The sequence below is a fragment of the Streptomyces sp. NPDC020965 genome, assembly GCF_044333555.1.
In the GTDB taxonomy this organism is placed as follows: domain Bacteria; phylum Actinomycetota; class Actinomycetes; order Streptomycetales; family Streptomycetaceae; genus Streptomyces.
Window position 1 is genome coordinate 548,393 of record NZ_JBIRRE010000005.1, and the last position, 17,510, is coordinate 565,902.

General features: G+C 71.7%; 16 protein-coding genes. 13 read left to right on the top strand and 3 right to left on the bottom strand.

Annotation, left to right across the window (positions count from 1 at the left end):
• Nucleotides 1–81 precede the first annotated feature (81 nt).
• The 6 genes from dxr to ACH4S7_RS18875 all read left to right on the top strand — a co-directional run bounded on the left by dxr (nucleotide 82) and on the right by ACH4S7_RS18875 (nucleotide 7,581).
• Complete coding sequence (gene dxr / locus ACH4S7_RS18850; protein WP_398522317.1) at nucleotides 82–1,332, top strand: 1-deoxy-D-xylulose-5-phosphate reductoisomerase; 1,251 nt, start codon at nucleotides 82–84, stop codon at nucleotides 1,330–1,332.
• A complete protein-coding gene (locus tag ACH4S7_RS18855; protein WP_398522318.1) occupies nucleotides 1,329–2,630 on the top strand; it encodes a M50 family metallopeptidase in 1,302 nt (433 codons plus the stop codon). The genes dxr and ACH4S7_RS18855 overlap by 4 nt, the downstream gene beginning before the upstream one ends.
• Before the next feature lie 224 nt (nucleotides 2,631–2,854).
• The gene (gene ispG / locus ACH4S7_RS18860; RefSeq protein WP_398522319.1) at nucleotides 2,855–4,012 is read left to right on the top strand and encodes a flavodoxin-dependent (E)-4-hydroxy-3-methylbut-2-enyl-diphosphate synthase; all 1,158 of its coding nucleotides are present in this window, start codon (nucleotides 2,855–2,857) and stop codon (nucleotides 4,010–4,012) included.
• A 326-nt stretch (nucleotides 4,013–4,338) separates the two neighbouring features.
• The gene (locus tag ACH4S7_RS18865; RefSeq protein WP_398522320.1) at nucleotides 4,339–5,184 is read left to right on the top strand and encodes a GNAT family N-acetyltransferase; all 846 of its coding nucleotides are present in this window, start codon (nucleotides 4,339–4,341) and stop codon (nucleotides 5,182–5,184) included.
• 81 nt (nucleotides 5,185–5,265) lie between these two features.
• Nucleotides 5,266–5,814 carry a GNAT family N-acetyltransferase gene (locus tag ACH4S7_RS18870; protein WP_398522321.1) on the top strand — a complete coding sequence of 183 codons (549 nt, stop codon included), beginning with the start codon at nucleotides 5,266–5,268 and terminating at the stop codon, nucleotides 5,812–5,814.
• A gap of 69 nt (nucleotides 5,815–5,883) precedes the next feature.
• Nucleotides 5,884–7,581 carry a proline--tRNA ligase gene (locus tag ACH4S7_RS18875; protein WP_398522322.1) on the top strand — a complete coding sequence of 566 codons (1,698 nt, stop codon included), beginning with the start codon at nucleotides 5,884–5,886 and terminating at the stop codon, nucleotides 7,579–7,581.
• 109 nt (nucleotides 7,582–7,690) lie between these two features.
• Here ACH4S7_RS18875 and ACH4S7_RS18880 read toward each other — a convergent pair whose 3' ends face one another.
• The 3 genes from ACH4S7_RS18880 to ACH4S7_RS18890 form a co-directional block, all read right to left on the bottom strand.
• Nucleotides 7,691–8,563, bottom strand: a complete 873-nt coding sequence (locus ACH4S7_RS18880; RefSeq protein ID WP_398522323.1) for an aminoglycoside phosphotransferase family protein — start codon at nucleotides 8,561–8,563, stop codon at nucleotides 7,691–7,693.
• 27 nt (nucleotides 8,564–8,590) lie between these two features.
• Nucleotides 8,591–9,052 carry a ferritin-like domain-containing protein gene (locus ACH4S7_RS18885; protein ID WP_398522324.1) on the bottom strand — a complete coding sequence of 154 codons (462 nt, stop codon included), beginning with the start codon at nucleotides 9,050–9,052 and terminating at the stop codon, nucleotides 8,591–8,593.
• Nucleotides 9,053–9,599: 547 nt separating this feature from the next.
• On the bottom strand, nucleotides 9,600–10,130 hold the full coding sequence (locus tag ACH4S7_RS18890; protein WP_398522325.1) for a hypothetical protein: 531 nt from the start codon (nucleotides 10,128–10,130) through the stop codon (nucleotides 9,600–9,602).
• A 154-nt stretch (nucleotides 10,131–10,284) separates the two neighbouring features.
• On the opposite strand from ACH4S7_RS18890, the gene rimP reads away from it, so the two are divergent.
• From rimP to truB, 7 genes are all read left to right on the top strand, one after another.
• Nucleotides 10,285–10,785 (top strand): ribosome maturation factor RimP, encoded by a 501-nt coding sequence (gene rimP, locus ACH4S7_RS18895; RefSeq protein WP_398522326.1) that lies wholly within the window; start codon nucleotides 10,285–10,287, stop codon nucleotides 10,783–10,785.
• 2 nt (nucleotides 10,786–10,787) lie between these two features.
• A complete protein-coding gene (nusA, locus tag ACH4S7_RS18900; protein ID WP_398522327.1) occupies nucleotides 10,788–11,795 on the top strand; it encodes a transcription termination factor NusA in 1,008 nt (335 codons plus the stop codon).
• A 165-nt stretch (nucleotides 11,796–11,960) separates the two neighbouring features.
• Entirely contained in the window at nucleotides 11,961–12,239 is a 279-nt protein-coding gene (locus tag ACH4S7_RS18905) for a YlxR family protein (protein ID WP_398522328.1), read from the top strand.
• Between the two features lie 148 nt (nucleotides 12,240–12,387).
• Nucleotides 12,388–15,531 carry a translation initiation factor IF-2 gene (gene infB, locus ACH4S7_RS18910; protein ID WP_398522329.1) on the top strand — a complete coding sequence of 1,048 codons (3,144 nt, stop codon included), beginning with the start codon at nucleotides 12,388–12,390 and terminating at the stop codon, nucleotides 15,529–15,531.
• A gap of 167 nt (nucleotides 15,532–15,698) precedes the next feature.
• Nucleotides 15,699–15,992, top strand: coding sequence for a DUF503 domain-containing protein (locus ACH4S7_RS18915; RefSeq protein WP_398522330.1), 294 nt, complete (start codon nucleotides 15,699–15,701; stop codon nucleotides 15,990–15,992).
• Nucleotides 15,993–16,026: 34 nt separating this feature from the next.
• Nucleotides 16,027–16,512 (top strand): 30S ribosome-binding factor RbfA, encoded by a 486-nt coding sequence (gene rbfA / locus ACH4S7_RS18920; protein ID WP_398522331.1) that lies wholly within the window; start codon nucleotides 16,027–16,029, stop codon nucleotides 16,510–16,512.
• Nucleotides 16,509–17,408 (top strand): tRNA pseudouridine(55) synthase TruB, encoded by a 900-nt coding sequence (gene truB, locus ACH4S7_RS18925; protein ID WP_398522332.1) that lies wholly within the window; start codon nucleotides 16,509–16,511, stop codon nucleotides 17,406–17,408. The genes rbfA and truB overlap by 4 nt, the downstream gene beginning before the upstream one ends.
• Nucleotides 17,409–17,510 lie beyond the last annotated feature (102 nt).

Below are 17,510 nucleotides of genomic sequence, written 5' to 3' on the forward strand. Positions count from 1 at the left end.
GGCCGCCCGGCCGGGGGTGGCTCGCACATGGGCGGGGGACGCACTGTCCTCCGTTGGCGCGGGTACGGCCACAATGGGGGGATGAGCGACAGCCCATCCCCCCTCGCCGACCCGCATATCGCCTTCGACCCGCAGGAAGGACGCCGGGACCTCGTGGTCCTCGGTTCCACCGGGTCCATCGGCACCCAGGCCATCGACCTCGTGGTGCGCAACCCCGACCGCTTCCGGGTCACCGGGCTCTCCGCCGCCGGTGGCCGGGTCGGTCTGCTGGCCGAGCAGGCGCGGCTGCTCCGGGTCGGGACGGTCGCCGTGGCACGGGAGGACGCCGTGCCGGCCCTCCGCGAGGCGCTCGCCGGCGCGTACGGCTCCGAGACCCCGCCCGAGATCCTGGCGGGGCCCGACGCCGCCGCCGAGCTGGCCGCGTCCGACTGCCACACCGTGCTCAACGGCATCACCGGCTCCATCGGGCTCGCCCCGACCCTCGCCGCGCTGCGGGCCGGCCGCACCCTCGCCCTGGCCAACAAGGAGTCGCTCATCGTCGGCGGGCCGCTGGTGAAGGCCCTGGCCGCGCCCGGTCAGATCATCCCGGTGGACTCCGAGCACGCCGCGCTCTTCCAGGCGCTGGCGGCGGGGACCCGGGCGGATGTGCGCAGACTGGTCGTGACCGCGTCGGGCGGTCCGTTCCGGGGCCGTACCCGGGCGGAGCTGGCGCGGGTCACCCCCGACGACGCCCTCGCCCACCCCACCTGGGCGATGGGACCGGTGATCACGGTCAACAGCGCGACCCTGGTCAACAAGGGGCTTGAGGTCATCGAGGCGCACCTCCTGTACGACATCCCCTTCGACCGGATCGAGGTCGTCGTCCACCCCCAGTCGTACGTTCACTCCATGGTGGAGTTCGTGGACGGCTCGACGCTGGTCCAGGCCACCCCGCCCGATATGGGCGGCCCGATCGCCATCGGCATCGGTTGGCCCGACCGGATCCCCGACGCGGCCCCCGCGTTCGACTGGACAACGGCTTCCACCTGGGAGTTCTTCCCGCTGGACACCGAGGCATTCCCGTCCGTGGGACTCGCCCGGCAGGTCGGCGAGCTGGGCGGCACGGCGCCGGCGGTGTTCAATGCCGCCAACGAGGAGTGCGTTGACGCGTTTCTCGGCGGTCGGCTGCCGTTCAACGGAATCATGGATACGGTCACCAGGGTCGTCACCGAACACGGAAAGCCGGCCGGGGGCACCCGGCTCACGGTGGCGGACGTCCTGGAGGCGGAGAACTGGGCGCGGGCGAGGGCCCGTGAACTGGCGGCGAAGGTCACAGCGGAGGCTCGCGCATGACGATGTTGTTGACGGTCCTCGGAATCGTGCTGTTCGCCGTGGGCCTGTTGTTCTCCATCGCCTGGCACGAACTGGGCCATCTCTCGACGGCCAAGCTCTTCGGCATCCGGGTCCCGCAGTACATGGTCGGCTTCGGCCCGACCATCTGGTCGCGGCAGAAGGGCGAGACGGAGTACGGCCTCAAGGCCATCCCGGCCGGTGGTTACATCCGCATGATCGGCATGTTCCCGCCCGGCGCGGACGGCCGGATCGAGGCGAGATCCACCTCCCCCTGGCGCGGCATGATCGAGGACGCCCGCACGGCGGCGTACGAGGAGATGAAGCCGGGCGACGAGAGCCGGCTCTTCTACACGCGCAAGCCGTGGAAGCGCGTGATCGTCATGTTCGCCGGACCGTTCATGAATCTGATCCTCGCGGTGGCGATCTTCCTCGGGATCTCGATGTCGTTCGGTTTCGCCACCCAGACCACCGAGGTCGCGGGCGTCCAGCAGTGCGTCATCGAGCAGAGCGACAAGCGGGACACCTGCGCCAAGACCGACCCGGTGTCGCCGGCCCAGAACGCCGGACTGCGGACGGGCGACAAGATCGTCGCTTTCAACGGAGAGCGGGTGGACGACTGGGCGGTCCTGTCGAACCACATCCGCGAGACCATCGGCCCGGCCACCATCACGGTCGAGCGGGACGGCACCGAGCAGGTCCTGCACGCGACGCTCATCAAGAACCTGGTCGCCAAGAAGGACGCGGACGGCGAGGTCGTGCCGGAGAAGTTCGTCGCGGCGGGCTATCTCGGCTTCGCGGCGAAGACGGAGATCCTGCCGCTCGGCTTCGTCGACTCCGTCGACCGCATGGGCGACATGATGGAGAACGGTGTCGAGTCGATCATCGCGCTTCCCGCCAAGATCCCCGACCTCTGGGGTGCGGCCTTCGGCTCGGGCGAGCGCAAGGACGACTCCCCGGTGGGCGTCGTCGGCGCGGCCCGGATCAGCGGCGAGGTGATGAACCTCGACGCGCCGACGCAGAACATCGTCGCGACCTTCATGATGCTGCTCGCTGGCTTCAACCTCTCGCTCTTCCTCTTCAACATGCTGCCGCTGCTGCCGCTGGACGGCGGGCATATCGCGGGGGCCCTGTGGGAGTCCGTGCGCCGCAATGTGGCCCGGCTGTTCCGGCGCCCGGACCCCGGTCCGTTCGACGTGGCCAAGTTGATGCCGGTCGCCTATGTGGTGGCGGGGATCTTCATCTGTTTCACCCTGCTGGTACTGGTCGCGGACATCGTCAATCCGGTCAAGATCAGCTGACGCCTGGCGCGCCCGCCGGCGTGAAGCCGGACACGCCGTAGGGAGAGCGGGCCGACTTCGGCGGGCAGGGGAGTGGCGGCCGGGTGCGTTTCGCATCCGGCCGCGCCTTTTTGGGTGGATATGCACCGGAGCGATGTGCTCGCCCCAACCGAGGTGCCGTAACCTCGGATGCTGGAGCCCGCCGACTCGGGACCCTCCATCCACACCTTGGGGTTGCACAGCAGATGACCGCGATTTCTCTCGGTATCCCTTCCATTCCGACCAAGCTCGCCGACCGGCGGGTCAGCCGGAAGATCCAGGTCGGTTCGGTGGCCGTCGGCGGGGATGCCGCCGTGTCGGTGCAGTCGATGACGACGACGCGTACGTCCGACATCGGGGCGACGTTGCAGCAGATCGCGGAGCTGACCGCGTCGGGCTGCCAGATCGTACGGGTGGCCTGCCCGACGCAGGACGACGCGGACGCGCTCTCCGTCATCGCGCGCAAATCGCAGATCCCGGTGATCGCGGACATCCACTTCCAGCCGAAATACGTCTTCGCGGCGATCGACGCGGGCTGTGCGGCGGTCCGGGTGAACCCGGGCAACATCAAGCAGTTCGACGACAAGGTGAAGGAGATCGCCAAGGCGGCCGGGGACGCGGGCACCCCCATCCGTATCGGCGTGAACGCCGGGTCGCTCGATGCGCGCCTGCTGAAGAAGTACGGCAAGGCGACCCCCGAGGCCCTCGTCGAGTCCGCCCTCTGGGAGGCGTCGCTCTTCGAGGAGCACGGTTTCCAGGACATCAAGATCTCCGTCAAGCACAACGACCCGGTCGTGATGGTCAACGCCTACCGGCAGCTCGCCGCCCAGTGCGACTACCCGCTGCACCTCGGCGTCACCGAGGCCGGACCGGCCTTCCAGGGCACGATCAAGTCGGCCGTCGCGTTCGGCGCACTGCTGAGCGAGGGCATCGGCGACACGATCCGGGTCTCGCTGTCGGCGCCGCCGGCGGAGGAGGTCAAGGTCGGCATCCAGATCCTTGAGTCGCTGAATCTGAAGCAGCGGCGGCTGGAGATCGTGTCGTGCCCGTCCTGCGGTCGCGCGCAGGTGGACGTGTACAAGCTGGCGGACGAGGTGACGGCCGGCCTGGAGGGCATGGAGGTGCCGTTGCGGGTGGCCGTCATGGGCTGTGTCGTCAACGGACCGGGTGAGGCCCGGGAGGCCGATCTCGGTGTCGCGTCGGGCAACGGCAAGGGGCAGATCTTCGTCAAGGGCGAAGTGATCAAGACCGTGCCCGAGTCGAAGATCGTCGAGACGCTGATCGAAGAGGCGATGAAGATCGCCGAGCAGATGGAGAAGGACGGCGTCGCCTCGGGCGAGCCCCAGGTCTCCATCGCCTCCTGACACCCTGCCGTCAGCGCCTCAGCGCCTCAGCGCCGTAGGGCAGGAGTAGCACCGGCCGGCTCGCGTACGAGTGGTACGCGGGCCGGCCTTCGGCGTTCCCGCCCACGGATTCGGGGCGGGCCGCCCGACCCGTGCGTACGGACCCGACCCGACACCCGCGGTACCCCGCCACCCCTCGCCCGAGTCCCACCGACGGCCCGTCCCGCGGACCACCAGCAGCGCTCTCGGCCCGGTCCGCCGGAACCGGCCCCCACTCCGCGCTCGGCACCCGGCACACCCGGCAGGTACAGTTCGGAGATCAGCAGACCGTATGGTGAGGGCCCCTCGTGTTGACGCAGACCACCACCCGGGTCCTCGAACCCGGCGACCTCGCCGCGGCGCTCGCCGTTCTGGAGAGCGAGCCGGTGGCGAACGCCTTCGTGACTTCGCGGGTCCAGGTCGCCGGACTCGACCCCTGGCGTCTCGGTGGTGAGATGTGGGGCTGGTACGCGGACGGACGGCTGCGTTCGCTCTGCTACTCCGGCGCCAATCTCGTCCCCATCTGCGCCACCCCCGAGGCCGTCCGCGCCTTCGCCGACCGCGCACGCCGGGCGGGCCGCCGCTGCTCCTCCATCGTCGGCCCGGCGGAGGCCACCGCCCAGCTCTGGCGGCTCCTCGAACCGAGCTGGGGCCCCGCCCGCGACGTACGCCCCCAGCAGCCCCTCATGGTGGCCGAACGGCTCCCGGACGATATCGAGCCCGACCCGTACGTCCGCCGCATCCGCAAGGACGAGCTGGACGTGATCATGCCCGCGTGCGTGGCGATGTTCACCGAGGAGGTCGGCGTCTCCCCGATGGCGGGCGACGGCGGGCTGCTCTACCAGGCCCGGGTCGCCGAACTCGTCGGCGCCGGCCGGTCCTTCGCCCGGATCGACGACGGTCGGGTGATCTTCAAGGCCGAGATCGGTGCGGCGACCCCGCAGGCGTGCCAGATCCAGGGCGTCTGGGTGGACCCGGAGTTCCGGGGGCGCGGTCTCTCCGAGACGGGCATGGCCGCCGTCCTGCGGTACGCCCTCGCCGATGTCGCCCCGGTCGTCAGCCTCTACGTCAACGACTACAACCTCCCGGCCAGGGCCGCCTACCGCCGGGTCGGTTTCCAGGAGACCGGCGCGTTCATGAGCGTGCTGTTCTGACCTGTGCCCGGACCACGGCCGGTGACCCCGGCAGCCCGACGCGCCGTCCCGACCGGCGGCGGCGCCCAGTAGGGTTCGCGCATGGCAGCCCTTCCCGATGTCGTGGTCGCGCCGATCAACCTCGCCGCGCGGGTCGATGAGGCCCTCGCCGTGCAGGCCCTCGCCTTCGGGCTCACGGACGGCGAGATCGAGGTGCGGCGCCATATCGTCCACCGGCACCTCCTCCAGCCCGGCGCCCGTGCGCTCGGCGCGCTCACCGGGTCGGGGCGGCTCGTCGGATTCGTCTACGGGATGCCCAACGACCGCGCGCACTGGTGGTCCACCGTGGTGGAGCCCTATCTGCGCCGGGACGGCGACGACGGCTGGCTGGACGACTCCTTCGTGATCACCGAACTCCATGTCCACCCCGACTTCCAGGGGCGCGGCATCGGCCGCTCACTGATCACCACGATCACCGACGGCGCGGACCAGCCGCGCTCCATCCTCTCCGCGATCGACGTCGAGTCCCCGGCCCGGAAGCTCTACCGACGACTGGGGTACGAGGACCTCGCGCGGCATGTCGTGTTTCCCAGCGCACCCAGTCCGTACGCCGTGATGGGGGCCCCGCTGCCCCTGTCGCGGGACAACTGATTTCCGCCCGTACCCGGACCCGGCTAACCTCCTGCACACCGCCTTTTTCTTGACGCAGGAGATTCCCTCATGGCAGCCCAGGTCCAGCGCATGTCCCGTCTGATGGTCAAGACATTGCGCGACGACCCGGCGGACGCCGAGACGCTCAGTCACAAACTGCTCGTCCGCGCCGGGTACGTACGGCGCAACGCGGCGGGCATCTGGTCCTGGCTGCCGCTCGGCAAGCAGGTCCTGGACAACGTGGCCCGCGTGGTGCGCGAAGAGATGGACGCGATCGGCGGCCAGGAGGTCCTGCTGCCGGCCGTGCTGCCCAAGGAGCCGTTCGAGGCCACCGGCCGCTGGGAGGAGTACGGCGCCGAGCTGTTCCGGCTCAAGGACCGCAAGGGCGCGGACTACCTCCTCGGCCCGACGCACGAGGAGATCTTCACCCTGCTGGTCAAGGACCAGTGCACGTCCTACAAGGACCTGCCGGTGATCCTCTACCAGATCCAGAGCAAGTACCGCGACGAGGCGCGCCCCCGTTCGGGCATCCTGCGCGGCCGTGAGTTCCTCATGAAGGACTCGTACTCCTTCGACGCCACGGACGAGGGCCTGGCCGACGCGTACGCCCAGCACCGCGCGGCGTACATCAAGATCTTCCAGCGGCTGGGACTCGACCACCGGGTCGTCTCGGCGGTCTCCGGCGCGATGGGCGGCTCGGCCTCGGAGGAGTTCCTGGCTCCGGCCGCGGCGGGCGAGGACACCTTCGTCCACTGCCCGTCCTGTGAGTACGCCGCCAACACGGAGGCCGTGACCTTCACCGTCGCGCCGCCCGCCGCGGTGGAGCACCCGGCCCCGCGGGAGCTGGACACCCCCGACACCCCGACGATCGAGACGCTCGCCGAGCACCTGGGCGTGCCCGCCTCCGCGACCCTGAAGAACCTGCTGGTGAAGGTCGACGGCGAGATCGTCGCGGTCGGCGTGCCGGGGGACCGCGAGGTCGACCTCGGCAAGCTCTCCGACCACCTCGCCCCGGCCGAGGTGGAGCTGGTCACCGCGGAAGACTTCACCGGCCGCCCCGACCTGGTGCGCGGCTACGTCGGCCCGCAGGGCCTGGAGAAGGTCCGCTACCTCGCCGACCCCCGGATCGCGGCCGGCACGGCATGGATCACCGGCGCCAACAAGGCCGGCGTGCACACCGAGAACGTCGTCGCGGGCCGTGACTTCGAGGTCGACGAATACGTGGACGTCGTGGTCGTCGAGGACGGCGACCCCTGCCCGAACTGCGGTACCGGGCTGAAGCTCGACCGCGCCATCGAGATCGGCCACATCTTCCAGCTCGGCCGGAAGTACGCGGACGCCTTCCAGCTCGACGTGCTCGGACAGAACGGCAAGCCGGCGCGGGTGACGATGGGCTCGTACGGCATCGGTGTCTCGCGCGCGGTCGCGGCGCTCGCCGAGCAGACGGCGGACGACAAGGGCCTCTGCTGGCCCGCCGGGATCGCCCCCGCCGACGTGCACGTCGTGGCGGCGGGCAAGGCCGTCCAGACGGAGCTGGCGCTCCAGGTCGCGGACGAGCTCGCGGCGGCCGGTCTGCGGGTGCTGGTGGACGAGCGGCCGGGGGTCTCCCCGGGCGTGAAGTTCACCGACGCGGAGCTGCTCGGTGTCCCGAAGATCCTGGTGGCCGGCCGGCGCTCGGCCGAGGGCGTGGTGGAGCTGAAGGACCGCAGGACCGGGGAGCGCGAGGAGCTGTCCGTGGCGGACGCGGTGGCGCGACTGCGCGCCTGAGAAGACCCCCCTGGGGGCCGACGGTACGACGTGAGGGGCCGGGGAGCACCTGTTGGCGCTCCCCGGCCCCTCACGCGCTCCCCGGCGCTCTCCGGCCCGGTGGCGGGGGCTACAGCCAGGACGCGAACTCCAGCGTCAGCTCACCCTCGCGCACCCGGCCGGCCTGCACGGTCCTCGTCCCGGACTCCACCGCCCGGAAGAGCACCCAGCCGCGCAGCCGGTCCGCGTCCAGCTCCAGCGAGTCCGCCAGCTTGTTCACCCTCCGGCGGGCCGCCGACGCGCCCGACGCCGACGCGATCAGATCCTCCAGCCGGTCCCGCACCAGCCGCGCCAGGTCATAGGCCCGCTCGCCGACCAGGGGCTCGGGGCCCACCGTCAGCCAGGGCGCCCGGTCCGCCGCCAGGACCTTGCCCTGCCGGAAGTTGCCGTGCAGCAGCAGGGTCTCCGGGGCGTCGGCGACCAGCGCGTCCCGCGCCGCCAGGGCCGCCGCGACCAGTGGCTCCCCGACCTGGTCCCGCAACGCCTCCGCCTGTCTGCCGGTCCGGTCCGCGACCGTCTCGAAGCCGTGGCCGGGCGGCGGCTCCACCCAGAGCCGCCGGACGATCCCGGCCGCCTCCAGCAGCGCCTTCGCCTCCGGCAGCGACCGCAGGGACACCTCCGGCCGCAGCCGCTCCAGCAGCAGCGCGTCCCCGGCCCCGGGCGTCGGGAGGGTACGCACCGCGCCCCAGCCGTCCCAGTGCTCCAGCGCCGCGCGCTCCAGCGCGGGCGCGGCGGCCGGGGGCGCGAGCTTCAGCGCGGCCGGGGTGCCGTCCTCGCGGTGGACGAGCAGGACCAGACCGCTCCGGCCCCCGGGGGCCGTCACTCGTTCGACATCCAGATGCTGCCGGGCCACGGTCTCCTTGACGAGGGCGGGCAGCCGCCGCAGCCACTCGTCGTTCTCGCCGAGGGCCCGCACCAGACGCTGGGGCACTTCACCAGCCATACGCGCGCGATTCCCCTTCGATGACCGTCACCGGCCGCTCACCGGCCGGTGGGCCCGCTCCGCGAGCCCAGGAAAGGCTACGCCGCCGCCCCGCCAGCGCACGGCCCGCACCGCCGCGTCCCGCAGCGCCACCGCGGCCTCGCGCCGTACGGGACCTTCTCCGGCCCGTACGAGATCGGCGTAGACGCCCGCGACCCGGTCCTCCAGGAACGCGGCGAGACGGACGGCCGCCGCGGCGTCCGGGACGGGGAAGGGCAGCGCGTAGGCGGGGGCGGCGGGGTCGGGCTCGCCGCCGAGGTCGCGCACCGTACGGGCGAGCGCGTCGCGCTGGGCGCGGTGGGCGCCGTGGGCGGCCCGCGCCTCGGCCGTCCGGGCCTGTCCGGCACGGGCGCCGACGACCCCGTACCCGTACACCGCCGCGTGTTCGGCGGCGAGCGCGGCCTGGACGGCGGTCAGTACGGTGCCTGCGTTGTCGCTGTTATCGCTCATCGGTGACCTCTCATCGGTGACCCCCGCGGAGGGCGGCCGGGTCGGTACTCATCGGCGACCTCTCTTCGGAAACGGCCCCGCGCCGACCACAGCCGCCCCGCCCGTCCAGCCGGTGCCTGGGGTGCCATCCGTCCGGCCCGGTCTTGCGGTGCCGCCTGCCGGGTGTCGCGATGCCGGCGGTTCCGCCCGGACCCCGGGTGCTGCCCGTCCTGCCGGGTGTCGCTGTGCCGGCCGTCCCTCCGGGCTCCGGGCTCGTGGTGCCGCCTGTCCTGCCCGGAGCCGCCGTGTTGTCTGGTGCCGCCCGTCCCGTCCAGGCTCGCTCTGTCCCGTCCGGGCCCGCCGCGCCGCCCGTCCTGCCGGGAGCCCGCCGTCGCGTCCGGGCTTGCGGTGTCACCCGTCCAGCCAGGGCCCGCCGCGGTGCCGGCCTTTACGTCCGCGCCCGCCGTCCCGTCCGGGCCGTCGCGCCGCCCTTCCCGTGCCGGCCGGCCGTGGTGCCCGTCCCGCGCTGAGCCGCCGTCCAGCCGGGGCCCGCGGCGGCGCGGGTCCATCAGGCGTCCCCGCTCGTCAGCAGGTATGCATGGGCCGCGCCCGCCGCCGCCATCGACGCCAGCAGCCGGGCCAGCTCGGGTTCCGCGTCCGCCAGCGCGGCCGTGTGCGCGTCGGCGGCCCGGCGCTCGGCCGCCGCCAGGGCCCGTAGCGCGGCCTTTGAGTCGGCCGGCACCCGGAGGGGTCCCCCGACCGACGCGGGGGCGTCGGCGGACGCGGCCCCGGGGGCCGACGCCTCCGCGCCCAGCGCGGTGGCATGGGCCGCCACCGACGTCCGCAGGTCCGTCAACCGGGCGGCCAGCGCGGGATGGCGCGCGATCGTCGCGTCGTACCGGTCGCGTACCTCGCCACTCGCCGCGGCCAATCGTTTCCGCAGCGCGGCGCCGGTCTCCGCGCCGCCGCCCGTCGCGCTCGGCGCGCGCCCGCGCGCGGGCGACCCGTCCGAGCAGCCCGACAGCGCTCCCGCCAGTCCCGTCGCGACGGCGCCCGTCACCATGAGCGCACGTCTTCGTGTCGTCCCCGTGCGGCCCACGCGTCTCTCCCTCGGTCTTTCGAAGATCATCGCCGCAGGCGAGCGTACCCGCGGCTCCCGACCGGATGGACGGCAACACCCTTCTGGACCGGATACCCTTTGATCTGACACGCGACGATCCCACAACAGCACACGCGGCCGAGGAGTCACCCGGATGAGCACCACCCAGAGCGAGAGGCTGCGCGGGTTGCTGGAACCGCTCGTCAGCGCCGCGGACCTGGATCTGGAGGAGATCGAGGTGTCCCGCGCCGGGCGTCGCCGCCAGCTCAGGATCATCGTGGATTCCGACCAGGGCGCCACTCTGGACGCCTGCGCCGAGCTGAGCCGTGCCATCTCCGAGAAGCTCGACGAGACCGACGCCATGGGCGACGACGAGTACGTACTCGAAGTCAGCTCGCCCGGCGCCGACCGCCCCCTGACCGAGCACCGCCACTACGCGCGTGCCGTCGGGCGGCTGGTCAAGTTCCAGTTGCACGAGGGCGGCGAGCTGGTGGCCCGCGTCCTCACCGTGGACGACGAAGGACTCGACCTCGAAGTGCCCGGTGTGAAGGGGCGCAAGCCCACCGCCCGCCGCGTCGCCTTCGACGAGATCACCAAGGCGCGCGTGGAGATCGAGTTCAACCGCAAGGACCAGACGAAGGAAGAGGAGGCGTAGCCGTGGACATCGACGTAAAGCTCCTGAAGGGCTTGGCACAAGAGAAGGAGATCCCCTTCGACCTGCTGGTCGAGGCGATCGAGTCGGCCCTCCTCATCGCGTACCACCGCACCGAGGGCAGCAGCCGCCACGCCCGTGTGGTGCTCAGCCGGGAGACCGGCCATGTGACCGTGTGGGCCAAGGAGGACCCGGCCGATCTGGAGGAGGGCCAGGAGCCCAAGGAGTTCGACGACACCCCGTCGGACTTCGGCCGGATCGCCGCCACCACCGCCCGCCAGGTCATCCAGCAGCGGCTGCGGGACGCCGAGAACGACGTCACCTTCGGCGAGTACGCCCGCCGTGAGGGCGACATCGTCGCCGGCATGGTGCAGCAGGGCAAGGACCCCAAGAACGTCCTGGTCCGGCTGGACGACAAGCTGGAGGCGATGCTCCCGGTGCAGGAGCAGGTCCCCGGCGAGGAGTACACCCACGGGCTGCGGCTGCGCACCTATGTCGTCCGGGTGGCCAGGGGTGTGCGCGGTCCGTCCGTGACGCTCTCCCGCACCCACCCCAACCTGGTGAAGAAGCTCTTCGCGCTGGAGGTCCCGGAGATCGCGGACGGCAGCGTCGAGATCTCCGCCATCGCCCGTGAGGCCGGCCACCGCAGCAAGATCGCGGTCCGCTCCACCCGCTCCGGGCTCAACGCCAAGGGCGCCTGCATCGGCCCGATGGGCAGCCGTGTGCGCAATGTCATGGCCGAGCTGCACGGCGAGAAGATCGACATCGTCGACTGGTCGGACGACCCGGCCGAGATGGTGGCCAACGCCCTCTCCCCGGCCCGCGTCAGCAAGGTCGAGGTCGTGGACCTCGCCGCCCGCTCCGCCCGGGTGACCGTGCCCGACTACCAGCTGTCACTGGCGATCGGCAAGGAGGGGCAGAACGCCCGCCTCGCCGCCCGTCTCACCGGCTGGCGCATCGACATCCGCCCCGACACGGAGCAGACCGAGGACCAGCGCTCCGACCGGGACTGAGAAGAAGGCCCGGGAAAGAGTCCGGGAAAGAGATCCGGCGCGGACCCCGGTTCGCCGGTGGGACACCGCCCGAGCGCGGCGGTGGGATCCCATCCGGATCGGGACAACGATCGTTCGACGCCTCCCCGGCAAGGGTGACGTCGGTACGGGGAGGTAGACTTAATCGTGTCTGGCCGGACGCAAGCCCGAGTATGCCCTGAACGTACGTGTGTGGGCTGCCGGGAGCGAGCGGCCAAGACCGATCTGCTGCGCATCGTGGTGATCGGGGACGACTGCGTCCCCGACGATCGCGGTACGCTGCCCGGCCGGGGTGCGTATGTTCACCCCGCCTTGGTCTGTCTCGACCTGGCTGTGCGCCGCCGGGCGTTCCCCCGGGCCTTCAAGGTCAAGGGACCGCTGGAAACAGGTGGAGTACGGGGTCATATGGAACGGCAGGCTCTGTAAGAAGAAGTACGGCACGGTTTCCCGTGCGGTCAGGTACCTCGCGAGTTGGAAGTAGGTCGAGATTGCGATGAGCACTCGATGAGTACGCGATGAGTACGCCCATGAAGTAGCGACGGTCCGGCGGTAACCCGGACCTAAAAGGAGCGAAGTGGCTAAGGTCCGGGTATACGAACTCGCCAAGGAGTTCGGCGTAGAGAGCAAGGTCGTCATGGCCAAGCTCCAAGAGCTCGGTGAATTCGTCCGCTCGGCGTCCTCGACCATCGAGGCGCCGGTTGTACGCAAGTTGACTGACGCACTGCAGGGGTCCGGCTCAGGTGCCGGCAAGCCCGCTGCTAAGCCCGGCGCGCCCCGCAAGGCAGCGCCGTCCCCCGCGGCCCCCCGTCCGGGTGGCCCGACCCCCGGCGCGCCCTCTCCGGCCGCGCCCCGTCCCGGTGCCCCCAAGCCCGGCGCCCCGGCTCCCAAGCCGGCCGCCGCCGCTGAGGCGCCCGCGGACACCACCCCCAGCAGCGCACCCGCCGCTGGTCCCCGTCCGGGTCCGAAGCCCGCCCCGGCCCGCCCCGCGGCGCCGGTGCCGCAGGCCGAGTTCTCCGCGCCTGCTCCGGCCCAGCCCGCTGCCCCGCAGCAGGCGGCCCCGGCCTCGCGTCCCGCCCCCGCCGCCCCCGGCCCGCGTCCGGCCCGTCCGGCCGCCGCTTCCGGTGGTCAGCGTGATGGCGGTCAGCGTGATGGCGGCCGTGGCGGCGAGCGCACCGACCGCGGTGACCGTCCGGCCCGTCCCGCCGGCCAGGGCGCCCCGCGCCCCGGTGGCAACCGTCCGGCCGGTCCCCGTCCGGGCAACAACCCCTTCACCTCCGGCGGCTCGACCGGCATGGCGCGCCCGCAGGCGCCCCGTCCCGGTGGCGCCCCCCGTCCCGGTGGCGGCGGTGCGCCCGGCGCTCCGCGTCCGCAGGGCGGCCCCGGCGGCGCTCCCCGGCCGCAGGGCCAGGGCGGCGCTCGTCCGACCCCCGGTGGCATGCCTCGTCCGCAGGCCCCCCGTCCCGGTGGCGGCCCCGCGGGCAACCGCCCGAACCCGGGCATGATGCCGCAGCGTCCGGCTGCCGGTCCCCGTCCTGGTGGCGGTCCCGGTGGCGGCGGTCGCGGTCCCGGCACGGGCGGAGCCGGTCGTCCCGGCGGCGCCGGTGCCGGTCGTCCCGGTGGTGGCGGCGGCTTCGCCGGTCGTCCCGGTGGCGGCGGTGGCGGCGGTCGTCCCGGTGGTGGCGGCGGCTTCGCCGGTCGTCCCGGTGGCGGTGCCCCCGGTGGTGGCGGCGGCTTCGGCGGCGGTCGTCCCGGTTTCGCCGGCCGACCCGGTGGCCCCGGTGGCCGTGGCGGCACACAGGGCGCCTTCGGTCGCCCCGGTGGTCCCGCGCGTCGTGGTCGCAAGTCGAAGCGGCAGAGGCGCCAGGAGTACGAGGCCATGCAGGCCCCGTCGGTCGGCGGCGTGATGCTGCCCCGCGGCAACGGCGAGACCATTCGCCTGTCGCGCGGTGCCTCGCTCACCGACTTCGCGGAGAAGATCAACGCCAACCCGGCGTCGCTCGTCGCGGTCATGATGAACCTCGGCGAGATGGTCACCGCGACCCAGTCCGTCTCCGACGACACCCTCTCCATGCTGGCCCAGGAGATGAACTACCTGGTCCAGATCGTCAGCCCGGAGGAGGAGGACCGCGAGCTGCTCGAGTCCTTCGACATCGAGTTCGGCGAGGACGAGGGCGGCGACGAAGAGCTGGTCTCCCGTCCGCCGGTGGTGACCGTCATGGGTCACGTCGACCACGGTAAGACCCGCCTCCTCGACGCCATCCGCAAGACGAACGTCGTCGCGGGCGAGGCCGGTGGCATCACCCAGCACATCGGTGCCTACCAGGTCGCGACCGAGGTCAACGGCGACGAGCGTCGCATCACCTTCATCGACACCCCGGGCCACGAGGCGTTCACCGCCATGCGTGCCCGTGGTGCGAAGTCGACCGACATCGCGATCCTCGTGGTGGCGGCCAACGACGGTGTGATGCCGCAGACGATCGAGGCGCTGAACCACGCCAAGGCGGCCGACGTGCCGATCGTGGTCGCGGTCAACAAGATCGACGTCGAAGGTGCCGACCCGACCAAGGTGCGCGGTCAGCTCACCGAGTTCGGTCTCGTCGCCGAGGAGTACGGCGGCGACACGATGTTCGTCGACATCTCCGCCAAGCAGGGTCTGAACATCGACTCCCTGCTGGAGGCCGTGGTCCTCACCGCGGACGCCTCGCTCGACCTGCGGGCCAACCCGGAGCAGGACGCACAGGGCATCGCCATCGAGGCCCACCTCGACAAGGGCCGCGGCGCGGTCGCGACCGTCCTGGTCCAGCGCGGAACGCTCCGCGTCGGGGACACGATGGTCGCCGGCGACGCCTACGGCCGTGTCCGCGCCATGCTCGACGACAAGGGCGAGAACGTGGAAGAGGCGGGTCCGTCGACCCCGGTCCTCGTCCTCGGTCTCACCAACGTCCCGGGCGCCGGAGACAACTTCCTGGTGGTCGACGAGGACCGTACGGCCCGTCAGATCGCCGAGAAGCGTGCCGCCCGTGAGCGCAACGCCGCGTTCGCCAAGCGCGTCCGCAGGGTCTCCCTGGAGGACCTGGACAAGGTGCTCAAGGCCGGCGAGATCCAGCAGCTCAACCTCATCATCAAGGGCGACGCGTCCGGTTCGGTGGAGGCTCTCGAGTCCTCGCTGCTCCAGCTCGACGTCGGCGAAGAGGTCGACATCCGGGTGCTGCACCGCGGTGTGGGTGCGGTCACCGAGTCGGACATCGACCTGGCGATGGGCTCCGACGCCATCGTCATCGGCTTCAACGTCCGTGCGGCCGGTCGTGCCGCGCAGATGGCGGAGCGCGAGGGCGTCGACGTCCGCTACTACTCGGTGATCTACCAGGCCATCGAGGAGATCGAGGCAGCCCTCAAGGGGATGCTCAAGCCGGAGTACGAAGAGGTCGAGCTCGGCACCGCGGAGATCCGCGAGGTCTTCCGCTCCTCCAAGCTGGGCAACATCGCGGGTGTGCTCATCCGCTCCGGCGAGGTCAAGCGGAACACGAAGGCCCGACTGCTGCGCGACGGCAAGGTCATCGCGGAGAGCCTCAACATCGAGGGTCTGCGCCGCTTCAAGGACGACGTCACCGAGATCCGCGAAGGCTTCGAGGGCGGTATCAACCTCGGAAACTTCAACGACATCAAGATCGACGATGTCATCGCGACGTACGAGATGCGCGAGAAGCCTCGCGGCTGATCACGCATCCCCCGGGGGCTCGCCCCCGGGACAGCGCGATGGTCGGGGCCGGTCGGCGGGAGATAATCCCGTCGATCGGCCCCGGCCGCGCGTGTACGGTTCTCGTGTCCCTGCCAAGCGCTGGCAGGTGTCACGAACCCGAACCGGCGGGACATCCGGACACACCTATGTATGTGGGGACACTCTCCTTCGATCTGCTTCTCGGCGACGTACGGTCGTTGAAGGAGAAGCGGTCCGTGGTCCGCCCGATCGTCGCCGAGCTCCAGCGGAAGTTCGCGGTGAGCGTGGCGGAGACCGGTGATCAGGACCTCCATCGCAGGGCTGAAATCGGCCTGGCGGTGGTATCAGGTGACACGGGACACCTCATAGACGTACTCGACCGGTGCGAGCGCCTTGTCGCCGGCCGGCCGGAGGTGGAGCTGCTCTCCGTTCGACGCAGGCTCCACAGCGACGAAGACTGATGGCAAGGCAAGCAGGTAAGAAGGAGACGGACCAGTGGCCGACAATGCGCGGGCGAAGAAGCTGGCGGACCTCATCCGGGAAGTGGTCGCCGAGAAGCTGCAGCGCGGCATCAAGGACCCGAGGCTCGGCACCCATGTGACCATCACGGACACCCGTGTCACCGGCGATCTGCGGGAGGCCACGGTCTTCTACACGGTCTACGGGGACGACGAGGACCGGGCGGCGGCCGGGGCGGGGTTCCAGAGCGCCAAGGGCGTGCTGCGCTCCGCGGTCGGCGCCGCGGCGGGCACCAAGTTCACGCCCACCCTGACCTTCGTGGCGGACGCCCTCCCGGAGAACGCCAAGACGATCGAGGAACTGCTCGACAAGGCGCGGGCCTCGGACGCCAAGGTCCGCGAGACCTCGTCGGGCGCGGACTACGCCGGTGGGGCGGACCCGTACCGCAAGCCCGACGCCGACGACGACGCCGCCGACGAGGCAGCCGGCCCCGCCAAGGACGAGGACGACACCTCGGCATGACAGAGCGCACCCCCCCGCCCGACGGCCTTGTCATCGTCGACAAGCCGTCGGGCTTCACTTCGCACGACGTCGTCGCCAAGATGCGCGGAATCGCGCGGACCCGCCGCGTCGGACACGCGGGGACGCTCGACCCCATGGCCACCGGTGTCCTGGTGCTGGGCGTCGAGAAGGCCACCAAGCTCCTCGGACACCTGGCCCTGACCGAGAAGGAGTACCTCGGTACGATCCGCCTCGGCCAGACCACGGTCACCGATGACGCCGAGGGCGAGATCACGGCCTCCGCCGACGCCTCCGGGGTCACCCGGGAGGCGATCGACGCGGGCGTGGCCGCCCAGACCGGCCCGATCATGCAGGTGCCGTCCAAGGTCAGCGCCATCAAGATCGACGGCAAACGGTCCTACGCGCGGGTACGCGGTGGCGAGGAGTTCGAGATCCCGGCGCGCCCGGTGACGATCTCCTCGTTCCGGGTGTACGACGTACGGGAAGCGGTCGCCGACGACGGGACGCCGGTCATGGACCTGGTCGTCTCGGTGGTCTGTTCGTCCGGCACCTACATCCGCGCCATCGCCCGGGACCTCGGTGCCGGGCTCGGCGTCGGCGGTCACCTCACGGCACTGCGCCGGACCCGGGTCGGTCCGTACGGACTGGACGCGGCGAAGACGCTCGACCGGCTCCAGGAGGAGCTGACGGTGATGCCGATCGCCGAGGCCGCGGCGGCTGCGTTCCCCCGCTGGGACGTGGACGACAGACGGGCCCGGCTGCTGATCAACGGCGTCCGGCTGGACATGCCGGCGTACGACCGGTCACCGGTCGCCGCCTTCGGCCCGGACAACCGGTTCCTGGCCCTGGTGGAGGAGGAGCGCGGCAGGGCCAAGAGCCTCGCCGTCTTCGCCTGACCACCCCGCCACGGACGCGTCGTGGGGGGGGCCCCCCCCCCCCCCCCCCCCACCCCCCCCCCCCAACCCCCCCCCCCCCCCCCCCCCCCCGCCCCCCCAGCA

What these genes read in the sequence shown, in the direction of transcription:
- dxr (WP_398522317.1), top strand. Translation starts at nt 82, where the DNA reads ATGAGCGACAGCCCATCCCCCCTCGCCGACCCGCATATCGCCTTCGAC.
- ACH4S7_RS18855 (WP_398522318.1), top strand. Translation starts at nt 1,329, where the DNA reads ATGACGATGTTGTTGACGGTCCTCGGAATCGTGCTGTTCGCCGTGGGC.
- ispG (WP_398522319.1), top strand. Translation starts at nt 2,855, where the DNA reads ATGACCGCGATTTCTCTCGGTATCCCTTCCATTCCGACCAAGCTCGCC.
- ACH4S7_RS18870 (WP_398522321.1), top strand. Translation starts at nt 5,266, where the DNA reads ATGGCAGCCCTTCCCGATGTCGTGGTCGCGCCGATCAACCTCGCCGCG.
- ACH4S7_RS18875 (WP_398522322.1), top strand. Translation starts at nt 5,884, where the DNA reads ATGGCAGCCCAGGTCCAGCGCATGTCCCGTCTGATGGTCAAGACATTG.
- ACH4S7_RS18880 (WP_398522323.1), bottom strand. Translation starts at nt 8,563, where the DNA reads ATGGCTGGTGAAGTGCCCCAGCGTCTGGTGCGGGCCCTCGGCGAGAAC.
- ACH4S7_RS18885 (WP_398522324.1), bottom strand. Translation starts at nt 9,052, where the DNA reads ATGAGCGATAACAGCGACAACGCAGGCACCGTACTGACCGCCGTCCAG.
- rimP (WP_398522326.1), top strand. Translation starts at nt 10,285, where the DNA reads ATGAGCACCACCCAGAGCGAGAGGCTGCGCGGGTTGCTGGAACCGCTC.
- ACH4S7_RS18915 (WP_398522330.1), top strand. Translation starts at nt 15,699, where the DNA reads ATGTATGTGGGGACACTCTCCTTCGATCTGCTTCTCGGCGACGTACGG.
- truB (WP_398522332.1), top strand. Translation starts at nt 16,509, where the DNA reads ATGACAGAGCGCACCCCCCCGCCCGACGGCCTTGTCATCGTCGACAAG.